Below are 15350 nucleotides of genomic sequence, written 5' to 3' on the forward strand. Positions count from 1 at the left end.
GGCGGACTCTTCCCGATCAACGACATTCTCGACTAACGGCTTTCCCGATGGCGAACGGACCCGGTTGTCCGCCGCCCGACGCCGGTCAATCCCGTGGCGCTACTGCCCCCCGCTGGCGGAGCTTGCGGCTCCAGCGTTGCTTGGCGTAACGGCGCAGGTTGGAGACATTGTCCGTCTCGTCCATGATCTCGGTGCCCAGCAGGGTTTCCAGCAGGTCCTCCAGGGTGACAATACCCAGCCAGGTGCCCAGCTCATCGTAGACCACGGCCATGTGCTGCCGTTCCCGGAGCATTTCGGAGAACAGGTACTCGATATTGGTGTTGGCCTTGACCCGCATGATCTGGCGCAGGCTGTCCATTAGCGGTGTATCCTCGTCCAGCGTGATGAGGTCGGCCTTGTGGATATAGCCCAGGGCCTCCCAGTCCTCGTCAAGTACCGGAAACCGGGAGAAGGGCGTGCTGCGGACCTTCTTCAGGAACTCATCCAGGGTGGTGTCCGGGGAGATGGTCTTGCACACCGTGCGTGGCGTCATTACGGCACTGACCTTGATCTCGTGGAAACGCAGCACGTTCTGGATAATCCGCCGCTCGTCCTCATCCAGTGCCTGCTGGTCCCGGCCGATTTCCGCCAGGGCGCTGATTTCACCCCGCACATCGGTTTCCTCGTCCGTGGAAGTGAGACGGCGGGTCACCTGCTTGGACAGCCAGACGAACGGCAGCAGGGCTTTCATCATGAAGCCAAGCATGGAGGGGAGTGCCGGGGCGATACTCCGCCAGTATTTGGCACCGATGGTCTTGGGGATGATTTCCGACAGTATGAGGATGGCCAGGGTCATCGCGGCGGAAGCGGCGCCCAGCCAGGCTTCACCAAACACCACGGTGACCTGGGCACCGACGCCGGTGGCGCCCACGGTATGGGCGATGGTGTTCAGGGTCAGGATGGCCGACAGCGGGTCGTCGATTTCATCCTTGAGTTTGCGCAGGCGCACGAACAGAGTGGGTTTGTCCTTGCCCAGGGACGCAATATAACTCGGGGTGATGGATAGTAGTGCGGCCTCGAGTATGGAACACAGGAATGAAAAGCCGATGGAGAGGAAGGCAAAGAGAATCAGGAGTGTCATGCCGGTCCTGTCAGGAGGAATAAAGCTGAATGGTATCGCCCCGGTATCACGGTGTGAAGCCTGCCGACCGATTCCGGTCCATATCGGATACCGGGAGAATCGGTGAAAAAATCGGTATAGTGCGAAAAACTTACACGAAGGGATGAAAGCATGCTTTTTGCCATTCTGTTGGGCGCTGCCATCGGATACGCCTTTGGAAAGTTTCCGGGTCTGATCATCGGGGGTGCTGTCGGGGCGTTCCTGTTCAATCGCCTGAAGAGCAAGTTGGTGGGACGCCTGCGGGACCTCCAGTCTGGTTTTGTGGAGTCCGTTTTTGCGGTAATGGGGGCGGTGAGCAAGGCGGATGGCGTGGTCACGCGGGACGAGATCCAGATGGCGGAAGCCATGTTTGATCGCTTCCATCTCAATGCAACCCAGCGTGAGACCGCCAAGGCGGCCTTCAACCGGGGCAAGTCGGAAGATTTTGATCTGGACGCCGAGCTGCAGCGGTTCCGCCAGGTCTGCGGCGGTCAGCCCGCGCTGCTGCAGATGTTCCTCCAGGTGCAGGTATCGGCGGTGTCCGCCGATGGTCAGGTGCACCCGGCGGAGCATGACATGCTGGTGCGTATCGCCCGCGGCCTGGGCCTGCCGGACAGCCTGGTGGAACAGCTCGAGGCAACCCTGAGGGGCGCCCGGGCGAGTGCGTCCGGGGCCGGCAACTACTCCAGTGCCCAGCAGATTGACGATGCCTACAAGACCCTGGGCGTCAGTCCCTCTATCGGCGATGCTGAACTCAAACGTGCCTATCGCAAGCTGATGAGCGAGAACCACCCGGACAAACTGGCGGGTCGCGGCCTGCCCGAGAGCATGCGGGAAATGGCCGAGGAGCGGACCCGGGAGATCAGTCACGCCTACGACGTGATCAAGGAGGCGAGGAAGCGCTCGGCCTGACGGTGTCTGTCGCTGATATGTGGTGTGGCAGCCAGATGCAGGCGCAGAGGCCGGGTCGGCCATCGCACCGGTCCCGCAGTGTCAACTGCCCATGGTGCAGCTCGGCAATGCGTCTCGCGATGGCAAGTCCCAGTCCGGCGCCGGAGCCCTGCCGCTGGTCCAGCCGGGAGAAGCGCCCGAGCGCCTTCTCTCTATCGGCCGGCGGTATGCCCGGCCCCTGATCACAGATGCTGATCTCGATGCCTCTGTCCCTGTCCTGCAGTTGCACGTCGATGCGGGTGCCTGGCGGACTGTACTGGACCGCATTGGCCAGCAGTGATCGCATCAACGTGCTGACCAGGGTGGCCTGACACCGGACGGCGGTATCGCCGGCGTGGTTTTCCAGTGATGGTTCAATGTCCTTGCGGCTCGCCAGGGGGAAGACATCGGCGATGCTCTGGGTGACGATTTCAGCCAGATCATGCTCCTCCAGGGCGGAATCCACACCCGCATCGACGCGACTCAGCAGAAGCATCTGCTCAACCAGGTGAACCATGCGGTCGACTGAGGCGATCAGATCGCCGTGGGTCTCGGGGGAGTCCTGTTCCAGTTTCTCAAGGTTCAGGCGCAGGGCCGCCAACGGTGTACGCAGTTCATGGGCCGCATCGGCCGAGAAGCGACGTTCCCGGTCCAGGGCCTGGTCAAGCCGGTCGAGGAGGGCGTTCACTGCCAACACCAGGCCGCTGACTTCCCGGGGGGCATGACGGGCGTCCAGGTGATGAATGCGCTCCGGCGCCATATGCCGTATCGGTTGCTCCAGCCTTCTCAGCGGGCGGAAGCCCAACTGAATGGCGCCCGCCACCGCAATGGTCAACAGGGGCAGGGCGACGATCAGGGGCAGGACGTTGCCCAGTGCCAGTTCCTGACTCAGTTCCTGACGAATATCCTCGCGCTGGGCCGTGCGAATCCAGTAACCGGTCTGCTCGTCCCTTAGGGTAAAGGTTCGCCACTGGAATCCCGTGGCTTCGGCCCAGCCATAGCCTGGTGCGAGCACCATGGAATCATTGGCGGCGAGGGTATCCAGGACCGGCTCGCCGTCGGGGTTCCAGACTTCAAAGGCGAGCTTCTTCTCGTACTTGTGGCCTGTACCGTCCGGAAGGATTTCATTGTCATCACTTTCGTCCAGGGCGCCCTCGGGTAGCTGCAGGGTCTGCTTCAGGGCGCCGGCCAGCTGCTCCGGGGACTGTGTGGTGGCGAGGTTTTGCACCAGCCCCTGCACGATCCGGGTACTCTGGGCCAGCTCCGCGTCAAAGAGCTCTTCCAGTTCGTGGTTGCTTTCAATGTAACTCCAGGTGGCGGCGACGGCGGCGATCAGTACCACGAACGACGTGACCAGCAGAATCAGCGTCCGCGTCATGGACATGGCTGGTCCCCGCAGTAGCCGGCCTGCTGGCTGTCCAGCAGGTAGCCCACGCCGCGCACCGTGCGGATCGCCGTTTTGCCAAGTCGCCGCCGCAGGTGATGGATATGCACTTCCAGAGCATTGCTTTCCGCCCCCTGATCCCAGCCGTACAGCTGCTCCTCAAGCCGGCGGCGTGTGGCAACCTGGTCCGGGTGGCGCATCAGGTAATGCAGGATCTGCAGTTCGCTGCGGGGCAGGGAGGTGGTCTGTTCGCCAATTGTCAGTTGACCCGTATCTGGGTTGAGGCGCAGGTCACCGACCGTCAGGCCGTTCTCCGGTGATGCCCTGCCACGGCGGGTGACCGCGCGGATGCGCGCCTTGAGTTCCGCCATGGCGAAGGGTTTGGTGAGGTAGTCGTCCGCACCGGCATCCAGTGCCTGCAGTTTCTCGTCCAGTTCGGACCGGGCGGTCAGTATGATGACAGGGGTTCCGGCGCCGGACTGTCTGGCTCGGGCCAGGACCTCCAGGCCATCCAGCCGCGGCAGTGTCAGGTCCAGGACGACCAGATCAAAGTCATCGCGGGTCAGTGCGGCCAGGGCCTGTTGGCCGTCGTCCAGCCAGTCCACGGTATGCTGGTCATCCCTCAGCATGGATAACATGGTGCTGGCCAGCATATGGTCATCTTCCACGAGCAGTATCCGCATTCACCCTCTCTCTCATTCGGTTATGCCGGAGCACGATCGGCGCAGTCTGCCACAGAAAGCTTAAGCCTCCCTTAAGAAAAAAGCCCGCGCCTGTTAAGGCTGGTTTAAGGCTGCCTCCCTACTCTGGGGCAAACACAGGGAGAGAGCCCATGACCGATCCGCTGACCATGCCCCCGGCCCTTGATGTGACCTCGGATGAGGTGCGTCCGGTTGCCCGGTTCGGGACCCGCTGGTTGTGTGAAGTTCGCCCCGGCACTGCCAATGCCCGTCGGGCCGGTGATTTTATCCTGCGACGGTTTCGCCAGGCCTATGATGCCTGCCCGGAACTGACGTTACCGCCGCTGCTGGCGATGACAACGGAGCAGGGGACGCTGCTGGCGGTGGTGGGTGTGCGAAGAGCCGGAGACAGCCGCCTGTTCCTTGAGGACTATCTTGATGATCCGGTGGAACTCTGCCTCCCCGGTTTCCCGTCAAGCCGTTCCCGCATAGTTGAGATCGCTCATCTTGCCGGCGTGGAGGCTGGTGTCAGCCGTCACCTCTTCATCACCATGGCCCCCTGGCTGGAGGGTGAGGCGGTGGAGTGGGTGGTCTGTACCGGCACCAGCCGGTTGCGCAACGGGTTCCGTCTGATGGGCATCGATGTCGCTGATCTTGGTCCGGCCGCGCCAGAACGCCTGCCGGGCGGCGGCTGTGCCTGGGGGCGTTACTACCAGCACCAGCCCAGGGTGATGGCCATCCATGTGCCTCCGGGTATACAGAAACTCCGAAGTGCCGGTGCGCTGGACCAGGTGTCGCTCCTTCGGGATGCCGTCAGCCACTCAGGCCAGCCGACCCGGGTCCTGGGAGGGTGCCATGGCCACATTGCCTGACACTATCCAGCGGATTGCGGAGGAGACCCCGGAGCGGACCGCGCTGGTTTCCGGTTCCGGGTCGTACAGCTACCGGTCTCTGATGGAGGCTGTTCGAACCCTTGCGGACGCCCTGGTCCGCCAGGGGCGGCGGCGTATTGGTCTGTGCGGGGACAACACGCCGGCCTGGGTAATGGCGGATCTGGCTTGCCAGGTGGCAGGGGTGGTCTGCGTGCCGGTGCCATCATTCTTCTCGACAACGCAGGTAAGCCACCTGGTACAGCAGGCGGGACTCGACGCGCTGCTGTGGCCCGACACTGATCTGGCGCGAACATCTCTTGGGCAGGGGGTGTGGATGGAGCGTCTGGCAGACTCGCAGGAATCCATCGACCTGCCAGCGGGAACCTCGAAGGTCACCTTTACCTCCGGCAGTACCGGCACCCCCAGGGGTGTGTGTCTGTCCCTGGCGCAGATGCTGGCGACGGCGGAGGCACTACGGCAACGGCTGGCTCCGCTTGGTATCAATGAGCACCTGTGCCTGCTGCCATTGGCGACGTTGCTTGAGAATATCGCCGGAGTCTACCTGCCACTGACGATGGGAGCGACGCTGCGGGTCGAGCCTCTGGCTTCCCTGGGCCTGCTCGGCAGCAGTGGCGTTGATGCACGCACCCTGGTTGCTGCCCTGAATCGCTGGCAGCCGGAATCGCTGATTCTTGTGCCGGAACTGGCCCGTGTGCTGCTGGATGCCGTCGAGGCCGACTGGCTGGTGCCCGATCGCTTCCGTTTTATCGCAGTGGGTGGCGGCAAAGTGGCTGCCTCCCTGCTGTCACGGGCCCAGGATCTCGGGCTGCCCCTGTACGAAGGTTATGGCCTGTCTGAGTGCGGGTCGGTGGTTGCACTGAACGTGCCCGGGGATAACAGACCCGGAGCGGCGGGCCGGCCCCTGGGCCATGTACAGGTAAGGGTGAATGCGGCGCGACATATCGAGGTGCGGGGACACTCTCACCTTGGCTATCTCGGCGATCGCCAGGTCACGCAGGAATGGCTGGATACCGGTGACCTGGGGCACCTCGACAGGGAGGGCTTCCTGCATGTGGATGGCCGGTCCAAGAACCTGATTATTACCGGGTTTGGCCGCAATATCAGTCCGGAATGGCTGGAGGCAGAGCTGGTCCACGGCCTCGGCGTCCACCAGGCAGTGGTGTTCGGGGACGGTGCCCCGCGGCCTTCGGCCCTGGTTGCGGTGGCCCCGGGACAGTCGCCTTCTGTCATGGATGAACGCCTGCGCGGACTGAACGACCGGTTACCGGATTATGCGCGACTGGACACCCTGTACCAGCTCCATCACCCCCTGTCCGCCAGCGACGGTTATCTGACGGCCAATGGCCGGCCCGTACGCGACCGGATACAAGCTGACCTGCCTGCGATCATTGCCGGCAGTTACCCGATCCATACCAACCGCCCAGGAGGACATTCCATGGCATTTTTCGAGCGGCTTCAGGCCGAAACCGAGCAGGCACGAACCCACGTGACCCGTGCACCCGTCATCAATGCCGTCCGGGAAGGCCGGGTGACCCTGGAGAGTTATACCTGGTTCCTGACCCAGGCCTTCCATCACGTCAAGCACACTGTGCCGCTGATGATGGCCTGTGGCGGGCGACTGCCTGACCGCCTGGAATCTGTCCGCAAGGCCCTGGTGGAGTACATCGAAGAGGAAATCGGGCACCACGAGTGGATTCTCGATGATCTGGCGGCCTGCGGCCTGGACCGGGAGGAGTGCAGGGCCAGCCGCCCCGACCTGTCCATCGAACTGATGGTGGCCTACCTCTATCACCAGATCGACCGCGGCAATCCGGCGGCATTCTTTGGCATGGTGCAGGTGCTCGAAGGTACCTCCGTCGAACTGGCCACCCCATTGGCAACGCAGATCCAGACTCACCTGGGCCTGCCGGACAGTGCTTTCAGTTACCTGTACTCCCATGGTGCACTGGATCAGGAGCATTTCGAATTCTTCCGTAGGCTGATGGACGGGATCGCCGATCCGGATGACCAGCAGGCGATCATCGATGCCGCCCGGGTGGTCTACCGGCTCTATGGCGACATGCTCCGTGGGATTCCGCTGCCGGAGACAACCAGCGGCCATTACAGGGAGGCGTCAGATCATGCAGTTGCGTGACCGTTGTTTCCTGCTCCTTGGCGGGACTGGGGGGATCGGCCGGGCGCTGGTCGAGCCGTTGCTGGGCGAGGGCGCGCGGCTACTGGTGGCCACCCGACGTCCGGAGGAGGTAACCCTGCCGGCAGGAGTGAAGGCGGTGAAGCTGGACCTGGCGGCCACGGACCTGGACCGCCAACTGGAGGCGCTTTCCGATACCTGGCCGGATCTTTACGGCGTGATCCACTGCGCGGGGCAGAATGTGTTCAGCGCCCTCCAGCAATCGTCGGTGGCTGATATCGACAATCAGCTCGCGGTCAATCTCCGCAGTGCAATACTGGTCGCCCGCCATTTCGTCCCACGGTTTATCGGACAGGGGGGTGGTGCGCTGGTTTTCATCGGTTCGACGTTCGGCAGCATCGGCTACCCGGGCTATACCGGATACTGCGCCACCAAGTTCGGTCTGCGCGGCTTTACCGAGGCGCTGAGAAGGGAGCTGGCGGATACCCCGGTGGACATCACCTTTGTCGCTCCCAGGGCGACCCATACCGCCATGAATCCTCAGGCAGTCGATGAACTCAACAAGGCTCTGGGCAATGCCATGGACTCGCCACAACAGGTGGCGGACAGCATTGTCCGGGCCATGATCCGCGATCAGCGACGTTGCTTCATCGGTTGGCCGGAGCGGCTGTTCGTGATCATCAATGGCGTTATGCCGCGGCTGGTGGACAGGGCCGTTATCAGGCAATTGCCGGTCATCCGGCGTTATCTGAACTCGGGGGTGTCCTCATGAAATGGGTTGTTGTACTACTGATGTCACTGTTGTCCGTGGCGGCCATGGCCGAAACCCCGGACGCGGGCCTGTCGTCCGAGCTGTCCGCGATCCAGCATCGCTGGGCGGAAATCCAGTACCGTTTGCCGGCAGACGACCGCGAGAAGGCATTCGAAGCGCTGGCCGAACAGACCGAGGCGTTTGTCGAGCACTACCCGCAACGGGCGGAGTCCCATATCTGGCGAGCCATCGTGCTGAGTACCTGGGCTGGCGAGAAGGGTGGCCTGGGAGCCCTTGGCCTGGTCAGGGACGCCCGGAAACACCTGGAGCAGGCGATCCGGATTGACGACACCGCCCTGGACGGCTCCGCCTACACCTCCCTGGGCAGCCTCTACTATCAGGTGCCCGGCTGGCCTATCGCGTTCGGTGATGACGACAAGGCGCGTCGTTACCTGCAGAAAGCCCTGGCCATCAATCCGGATGGCATCGACCCCAACTTCTTCTTCGCAGACTACCTGATAAGGCAGGGGGAGACCGCGCGGGCCCAGCAATACCTGCAAAGGGCGCTTTCGGCCCCGGACCGCCCGAACCGTCCGTTGGCGGACGAGGGCCGTCGACAGGAAATCCGCGACCGGATGTCCAGGCTGGCCGCCGGCCGCTGACAGTATGTGCCGGAGGGGCGTGCGGCCTGGACCTGGGCCGCCTGCCCGCAGGATTCACAGGGCTCGCTGGTTGACCCGGTGGGACAGGGTTTCTGCGGATTCTTTACGCTCCGAATAACGGTCCGTCAGGTAGTTGCTGCCGACTCGAAGCCAGTTTGTCTGATGTGGGCACCGAAAATTTCATGCTGTCCACGTTGGGTAACGGATCAAGTGCCATGGGGATGTCTCCATCGTAGGTTGTCATGGTCTTTATATTCGATAAATCGAATATAATATGTCAAGCATTCTCCAGAAAGAAAGAGGCTAATCGTCTGTTGATTTTTAAAGGTACTGTCATGAAACTGTTACTTGCCAGTCGGTCATGGTTCCAGATATATTGATATCCATATATTTGTCATTTTTCATATGGTGATTCCAATGCGACGTCGAGTTCTTTTCGTCTGTTCCGCCAACAGCGCCCGCTCCCTGATGGCCGAGGCGCTGTTGAGGGATTTGGCCGGTGACGCCTTTGAGGTAGCCAGTGCCGGTACCCATCCCGGTTCGCCGCACCCCATGGCCTTGCTGGTATTGCAGGAGGCGGGCATCGCCACGAGCGGGCTAAGGAGTAAGCCGCTCTCGGAAGTTGAAGACGAGCACTGGGACTATGTGATCACCCTTTGTGAGCGGGCAGCCAGCGAGTGCGGCACGGTTTGCCCGACCGCCCAGCAGATTGCCTGGGATTTCGCCGATCCGTCCCCCTCCGGTCGCCACTCCACCTTCGCCCTGACGCTGGGGGAACTGCGGGAGCGGCTTGCACTGTTCGTGACGGTGCATCAGAAGGAGACAGGAGCGCATTCCATGGGGTATGACCCGGTGGCTGTGTTCAAGGCGCTGGGTGACGACAGCCGGCTGGCAATCATCCTGCTGGTCAGGGCCCACCATGAACTGTGTGTCTGTGAATTGACGGCCGCACTGGAGGTGCCCCAGCCCAAAGTCAGCCGGCATCTGTCCACGCTTCGTGATGCCGGTCTGCTGGAGGGAGAGCGCCGGGGGCAGTGGGTCTACTATCAACTGCACAGCCGGTTACCCCGCTGGGTCGAGCGGGTGATCAACGAAGTCGCCGAGGCCAATGGCAAGCGAATCGACGAGGAAATGAAACGACTGGCGGCCATGCCGGATCGCCCGGTAAAAGCGGATTGCGCCTGAATGGGGATTTTCGAACGTTATCTCAGTCTCTGGGTGGCCCTGGCCATTGCCCTCGGTATCGTGTCCGGCACCTTCATGCCGGGCCTGTTCGAGGTGCTGGCGGGATTCACCTACGCCCATGTCAACCTGGTGGTGGCGGTATTCATCTGGGCCATGATCTACCCGATGATGGTGCAGGTGGATTTTACCGCCATCCGCAATGTCGGTCGCAGGCCCCAGGGGTTGTTCCTGACACTGGTGATCAACTGGCTGGTCAAACCCTTTACCATGGCGGCGCTGGGCTGGTTGTTCTTCCGGGTTTTCTTTGCCGGCCTGGTGGATCCGGCCACGGCGAACGAGTATATCGCCGGCATGATCCTGCTGGGCGTGGCCCCCTGTACGGCCATGGTGTTCATCTGGAGTCACCTGACCCGGGGAGATTCCGGGTACACGCTGGTACAGGTGTCGGTGAACGATCTCATCATGATCTTCGCCTTTGCCCCCATCGCCGCCTTCCTGCTGGGACTGTCGTCCATCACCGTGCCCTGGCAGACCCTGTTGCTCTCAGTTGTGCTGTATGTAGTCGCGCCCCTGATCGCCGGCATCGTCACCCGGCGCCATCTCCTGCGCCGTGGTGAGCAGCGGCTGGACACCTGGCTGGCCCGCAGCAAGCCCACCACGGTTCTCGGACTGCTGGCGACGGTCACCCTGCTGTTCGGCCTGCAGGCGGATCGTATCCTGGACAACCCGCTTGCCATTGGATTAATTGCCATTCCACTGCTAATCCAGAGTTACGGCATCTTTTTCATCGCATATCTGATTGCCCGGAAAATGCGGTTGCCCCATAGCGTGGCGGCCCCGGCAGGGCTGATCGGCACCTCGAACTTCTTTGAACTGGCGGTTGCGGTGGCCATCAGCCTGTTCGGGCTGACGTCAGGGGCGGCGCTGGCGACGGTGGTCGGGGTGCTGGTGGAGGTGCCGGTCATGCTGTCGCTGGTGGCCTTTGCGAATCGCACGAGACACTGGTTTCCGGCGGCATCGGCCGCAACCTGAATCAAGGAGTACACCATGAGCAAGATCAAGGTCGGTATCAACGGATTTGGTCGTATCGGTCGTCTGGCGTTACGCGCTGCCTGGGAATGGCCGGAGCTGGAATTCGTGGCGATCAACGACCCGGGGGCGGATGCGGATTCCCTGGCGCACCTGCTCACCTTCGACAGTGTCCACGGGCGCTGGGATCACGACGTCTCGGCGGACGGCGGGGATATGGTGATCGACGGCAAACGGGTAACCGTCACCCATAACCGCACCATTGACGAGACGGACTGGTCCGGCTGCGATGTGGTCATCGAGTCCAGCGGCGCCATGAAGACGCTGGACAAACTGCAGGCCTATCTGGACCAGGGGGTAGGGCGCGTGGTGGTGTCCGCGCCGGTCAAGGAAAAAGGGGTGAAAAATATCGTGCTGGGTGTGAACGACGGGATATTCGATCCGTCAACCGACCGGATTGTCACCGCCGCGTCATGCACCACCAACTGCCTGGCGCCGGTGGTCAAGGTTATCCATGAGCAACTGGGTATCCGCCATGGCTCCATTACCACCATCCACAGCCTGACCAACACCCAGACCATTCTCGACGCCCCCCATAAGGACCTGCGGCGGGCCCGGGCCTGTGGCAGTTCGCTGATCCCCACCACCACGGGCTCCGCCACTGCGATTATCGAGATCTTCCCGGAGTTGAAGGGGCGCCTGGATGGCCATGCCGTGCGGGTGCCGCTGACCAATGCCTCGCTCACGGACTGTGTGTTTGAAGTGGAGCGGGCAACGGACCGTGATGAGGTGAACCGGCTGCTCAAGGAGGCTGCGGAAAGGGAGCTCAAAGGTATCCTCGGCTACGAGGAACGCCCGCTGGTGTCCATCGACTACAAGACAGACCCCCGGTCATCCATCGTTGATGCCCTGTCCACCATGGTGGTTAACGGTACCCAGGTGAAGCTGTACGCCTGGTATGACAACGAATGGGGTTACGCCAACCGCACCGCGGAGCTGGTTCGCAAGGTGGGTAGCGCCTGACATGGATGCCGCCGTCCGACAGTACCTGGTCATTACCGGCAACTACTGGGCCTTCACGCTCACGGATGGCGCCCTGCGAATGCTGGTGGTGCTGCATTTCCACCAGTTGGGATACTCGCCCCTGGAAATCGCCCTGCTGTTTATCTTCTACGAATTCTTCGGGGTGGTGACCAACCTGGTGGGTGGTTACCTGGGCGCCCGCATGGGCCTCAACCGCACCATGAACCTGGGCCTGTTCCTGCAGATCGTGGCGCTGGGCATGCTGGCGGTGCCGGCCGCCGCCCTCACCGTGCCCTGGGTGATGGCCGCCCAGGCCCTGTCAGGCATCGCCAAGGACCTGAACAAAATGTCCGCCAAGAGCGGCATCAAACTGCTGGTGCCCCATGAGCAACAGGGCAGGCTGTACCAGTGGGTGGCGATCCTCACCGGGTCCAAGAATACCCTGAAGGGTGTGGGCTTCTTCCTGGGGGGCGTGCTGCTGATGGCGGTGGGTTTCCGGGGGGCGGTCCTTGCCATGGCGGCGGCACTGGTGGTGATCTGGCTGTCCAGTCTTGTCCTGCTGGGCCAGGATCTGGGGCGGAGCAAGGCCAGGCCAAAATTCACCGATATCTTCTCCAAGAGCCGGGCCATCAACGTACTGTCTGCGGCGCGGCTGTTCCTGTTCGGCGCCCGTGACATCTGGTTTGTGGTGGCACTACCGGTTTACCTGCACACCGTATTCGGCTGGGACTTCTGGAAAGTGGGCGGTTTCATGGCCAGTTGGGTCATCGGCTATGGCTTCATACAGACCATCGCCCCCCGCATCACCGGGCACGGCGAGGGCCGTCAGGCCGCCGTTGCCTGGGGCGCGCTCCTGGCGCTGGTACCGGCCGCTATTGCCGTGGGTCTGATGGCGGACTGGTCACCGCAGGTGGTGGTTGTCGGCGGGTTACTGCTGTTTGGCGTGCTGTTCGCCATCAACTCATCCCTGCACAGCTACCTGATCGTCCGTTACGCCCGGGGCGATGGCGTGTCACTGGATGTCGGTTTCTACTATATGTCGAACGCCGCCGGCCGCCTGGCCGGGACGGTGCTTTCCGGCTGGGTCTACCAGGCCCATGGCCTGGAGGCCTGTCTGTGGGTGTCCGCCGGGTTTGTTGCCCTGGCGGCGGGGCTGGCGCTGTTGTTGCCTTCGACGGATGAGGCATTTTCCCGATCAACCGTATGAGTGGTATTCAACAACATTTCGAACGGTTGTGAGCGAATGTCGAAGGATGTCCAGGTCCACAGAGCCAAGCGCGATGCGAATCGCATGCGGAACCTGGACCGACGTTGCGAAAGGTTCGGCAGTCGAAACCAGAATGCGGTGATCAAGAAGTTCCCTCACTACCCCGTCGGCGCGCACCTCCTCCGGCAGGGGAAGCCAGAGGAAGTAGGATGCAGGATGCGCCACATAACCCGTGCCCTGAAGGGCCTCGGATGCGATCATTTGCCTGTCGATCGCGTCCTCCCGTTTGGCCGATTCCAGGCGAGTGACGGTCCCGTCCTCAATCCAGCCGCAGGCAATCGCCGTCATCACACCCGGCGTATTCCAGGTGGTCGCGCGAATGGCGCGTTCGATCCGGGGAGTCCACCCTTCCGGTGCTGCTACAAAGCCAACGCGCAGCCCGGTGGCAACGCTCTTGGAGAAGCCGGACACATAGACCGTCCGTTCCGGTGCCAGGGCCGCTAAAGGTGGCGGTGACTGCGGCTCCAGAAAGGCATAGGGGGCATCTTCAATTATCACCAACCCATGCTGTCGTGCCAACCTGACCAGGGTGTTTCGTCGTTCAATGTCCATCACCCAACCCAGCGGATTATGCATGGTCGGCTGGGTATACACCGCCCGGACACGGCGGTGACGGCACAACAGCTCCAGTGCATTCAGGTCCGGTCCTGAGCCATCCGCCGGAACAGGCGCCAGCTCCAGACCAAGGCTGTCCGCGAGCACCTTTATGCCCGGATAGGTCAGTGAGTCAACAGCGACGACATCGCCCGTTTTCAGCAGCGCCATCAGTGTTGTCGTCAGACCGTGTTGGGCTCCATCGACAAGCAACAGGTTGGACGGATCGACCTGAAGACCCCGGGAGGCAAGGTGCTCTGTCACCATCTCCCGTTCACGCATTCGTCCGCCGTGGGGTTGATAGCGTAGAAGTGCGTCCAGGTCCCCGGACGTCGAAAGTCGGCGTAACGCGGTACGTAACAGTTCCGCCTGCCCCGGCAGGGACGGGTAGTTGAAATTGAGATCGACGATATCGTTGGCGGCCGCCCGTTGGTCGACACCGAGGCCTGGCGGTAGGGAAATCTCCCGGACGAAGGTGCCACGGCCGGTTTCTCCGCTCACCAGTCCCATCGCTTCCAGCTCTGCATAGACCCGTGAGGCGGTAGCCAGCGCCAGCCGATGCTCGCGGGCAAGTTGACGATGAGTGGGCAAGCGGTCACCCGGGCGCAATTCGCCGGAGCGGATCTGTCCGGCAAAGTTGTCTACAACCTGCTTGTAGCGGGCACGAGGCATGTTAATTGTATCCATTACAATAATTTGATTGTCATGGATATGCTGCCTACGATGCGTTGCTTAAAGCAACCCCACATGGAGTAATCCTGCCATGCATATCGTCATCTTAACGTTTGATGGCTTCAACGAACTCGATTCGCTTATCGCGCTTGGCATTCTGAATCGGATTAACAGGCCCGATTGGCGTGTATCCATCGCATGCCCGACACCCCGTGTCGTCTCGATGAACGGAGTTGCTCTCGAAGCCCAGGCTTCGCTTGCTGATGTGGCCGGGGCGGATGCAGTGTTGGTTGGCAGCGGCCTGAAGACGCGGGAAGTGTTGGCGGACGCAGCCCTGATGGCTCAGTTGAAGCTGGACCCCGGGAGGCAATTGATTGGCGCCCAGTGTTCAGGCAGTTTGGTCCTGTCGAAACTCGGGCTGCTGGATGCCATTCCGGCCTGTACTGACCTGACAACCAGGCCCTGGTTACGGGACGCTGGCGTCGAGGTGCTTGATCGGCCCTTCTTCGCCACAGGCAACATTGCGACGTCGGGGGGCTGCCTGGCCTCTCAGTACCTCGCCAGTTGGGTCATCGCTCGCCTGGTTGGCATCAATGCTGCCCGCGAGGCAATGCACTATGTTGCGCCAGTTGGTGAGAAGGCCGAATACATTGAGCGGATGTCGGCCAATGTCATGCCTTGTCTGGGCTAGGGAGGTACGAAGAAAAGTGGGCTGAAAATGTGCCAGGCATAAAAAAGGCCGTCATCAACGTATTGAAATGACGGCCTTTGTGTTGGTCGGGACGGCAGGATTTGAACCTGCGACCCCTTGCACCCCATGCAAGTGCGCTACCAAGCTGCGCCACGCCCCGAGTCGCATTCGGAAAACCGTGTCCAGGAGCCGGGCTCCCGTGGTTTCCGGGCCAGGTTGGTTTCCCTCACTGGCTTAGCGGGAGCGAAGTCTACACGAGCCAAACTGAAAAATAAATACTCTTTGACCGGCTTTGTAAGGATTTCCTGTCAGGCACCTCC

14 protein-coding genes, 1 tRNA gene and 1 pseudogene are annotated in these 15350 nt (G+C 61.9%); 10 read left to right on the forward strand and 6 right to left on the reverse strand.

Annotated features, from left to right (window positions below; translation table 11 throughout):
• Positions 1-85 precede the first annotated feature (85 nt).
• Positions 86-1120 (reverse strand): CNNM domain-containing protein, encoded by a 1035-nt coding sequence (locus RO069_RS04340; RefSeq protein ID WP_328185505.1) that lies wholly within the window; start codon positions 1118-1120, stop codon positions 86-88.
• 150 nt (positions 1121-1270) lie between these two features.
• On the opposite strand from RO069_RS04340, the gene djlA reads away from it, so the two are divergent.
• Entirely contained in the window at positions 1271-2050 is a 780-nt protein-coding gene (gene djlA, locus RO069_RS04345) for a co-chaperone DjlA (RefSeq protein WP_328185506.1), read from the forward strand.
• Here djlA and RO069_RS04350 read toward each other — a convergent pair.
• Complete coding sequence (locus tag RO069_RS04350; RefSeq protein WP_328185507.1) at positions 2022-3452, reverse strand: ATP-binding protein; 1431 nt, start codon at positions 3450-3452, stop codon at positions 2022-2024. The two genes, djlA and RO069_RS04350, sit on opposite strands and share 29 nt — an antisense overlap.
• Positions 3443-4135 (reverse strand): response regulator transcription factor, encoded by a 693-nt coding sequence (locus RO069_RS04355; protein ID WP_328185508.1) that lies wholly within the window; start codon positions 4133-4135, stop codon positions 3443-3445. Before RO069_RS04355 ends, RO069_RS04350 begins: the two co-directional genes overlap by 10 nt.
• A 149-nt stretch (positions 4136-4284) precedes the next feature.
• Here RO069_RS04355 and RO069_RS04360 point away from each other — a divergent pair, with 149 nt between their 5' ends.
• Genes RO069_RS04360 through RO069_RS04375 form a run of 4 tightly spaced genes read left to right on the forward strand, consistent with a single transcriptional unit; the run spans position 4285 to position 8569 of the window.
• Positions 4285-5004 (forward strand): thermostable hemolysin, encoded by a 720-nt coding sequence (locus RO069_RS04360; RefSeq protein WP_328185509.1) that lies wholly within the window; start codon positions 4285-4287, stop codon positions 5002-5004.
• A complete protein-coding gene (locus RO069_RS04365) occupies positions 4988-7159 on the forward strand; it encodes an AMP-binding protein (RefSeq protein ID WP_328185510.1) in 2172 nt (723 codons plus the stop codon). Before RO069_RS04360 ends, RO069_RS04365 begins: the two co-directional genes overlap by 17 nt.
• Complete coding sequence (locus RO069_RS04370; protein WP_328185511.1) at positions 7146-7928, forward strand: SDR family oxidoreductase; 783 nt, start codon at positions 7146-7148, stop codon at positions 7926-7928. The genes RO069_RS04365 and RO069_RS04370 overlap by 14 nt, the downstream gene beginning before the upstream one ends.
• Positions 7925-8569: a tetratricopeptide repeat protein gene (locus tag RO069_RS04375; protein ID WP_328185512.1), complete on the forward strand. Its 645-nt coding sequence runs from the start codon at positions 7925-7927 to the stop codon at positions 8567-8569. The genes RO069_RS04370 and RO069_RS04375 overlap by 4 nt, the downstream gene beginning before the upstream one ends.
• A gap of 54 nt (positions 8570-8623) precedes the next feature.
• On the opposite strand, the pseudogene RO069_RS04380 reads toward RO069_RS04375, so the two are convergent.
• A pseudogene (locus RO069_RS04380) lies at positions 8624-8719 on the reverse strand (arsenical resistance protein ArsH); the annotation flags it as partial.
• Between the two features lie 267 nt (positions 8720-8986).
• Here RO069_RS04380 and RO069_RS04385 point away from each other — a divergent pair.
• Genes RO069_RS04385 through arsJ form a run of 4 tightly spaced genes read left to right on the forward strand, consistent with a single transcriptional unit; the run spans position 8987 to position 13013 of the window.
• Complete coding sequence (locus RO069_RS04385; RefSeq protein WP_328185513.1) at positions 8987-9754, forward strand: metalloregulator ArsR/SmtB family transcription factor; 768 nt, start codon at positions 8987-8989, stop codon at positions 9752-9754.
• Entirely contained in the window at positions 9755-10786 is a 1032-nt protein-coding gene (arsB, locus tag RO069_RS04390) for an ACR3 family arsenite efflux transporter (RefSeq protein WP_328185514.1), read from the forward strand. It begins immediately after the preceding gene.
• A gap of 15 nt (positions 10787-10801) precedes the next feature.
• The gene (locus RO069_RS04395) at positions 10802-11806 is read left to right on the forward strand and encodes an ArsJ-associated glyceraldehyde-3-phosphate dehydrogenase (RefSeq protein ID WP_328185515.1); all 1005 of its coding nucleotides are present in this window, start codon (positions 10802-10804) and stop codon (positions 11804-11806) included.
• 1 nt (position 11807) lies between these two features.
• A complete protein-coding gene (gene arsJ / locus RO069_RS04400) occupies positions 11808-13013 on the forward strand; it encodes an organoarsenical effux MFS transporter ArsJ (RefSeq protein ID WP_328185516.1) in 1206 nt (401 codons plus the stop codon).
• Here the strand turns inward: arsJ and RO069_RS04405 are convergent.
• Positions 13002-14339 (reverse strand): aminotransferase-like domain-containing protein, encoded by a 1338-nt coding sequence (locus RO069_RS04405; RefSeq protein ID WP_328185517.1) that lies wholly within the window; start codon positions 14337-14339, stop codon positions 13002-13004. The two genes, arsJ and RO069_RS04405, sit on opposite strands and share 12 nt — an antisense overlap.
• A gap of 91 nt (positions 14340-14430) precedes the next feature.
• Here RO069_RS04405 and RO069_RS04410 point away from each other — a divergent pair, with 91 nt between their 5' ends.
• Positions 14431-15030, forward strand: coding sequence for a DJ-1/PfpI family protein (locus tag RO069_RS04410; RefSeq protein ID WP_328185518.1), 600 nt, complete (start codon positions 14431-14433; stop codon positions 15028-15030).
• Between the two features lie 83 nt (positions 15031-15113).
• Here RO069_RS04410 and RO069_RS04415 read toward each other — a convergent pair.
• Positions 15114-15190, reverse strand: a tRNA-Pro gene (locus RO069_RS04415).
• Positions 15191-15350 lie beyond the last annotated feature (160 nt).

The organism is Marinobacter sp. OP 3.4 (assembly GCF_036224885.1).
GTDB lineage: Bacteria > Pseudomonadota > Gammaproteobacteria > Pseudomonadales > Oleiphilaceae > Marinobacter.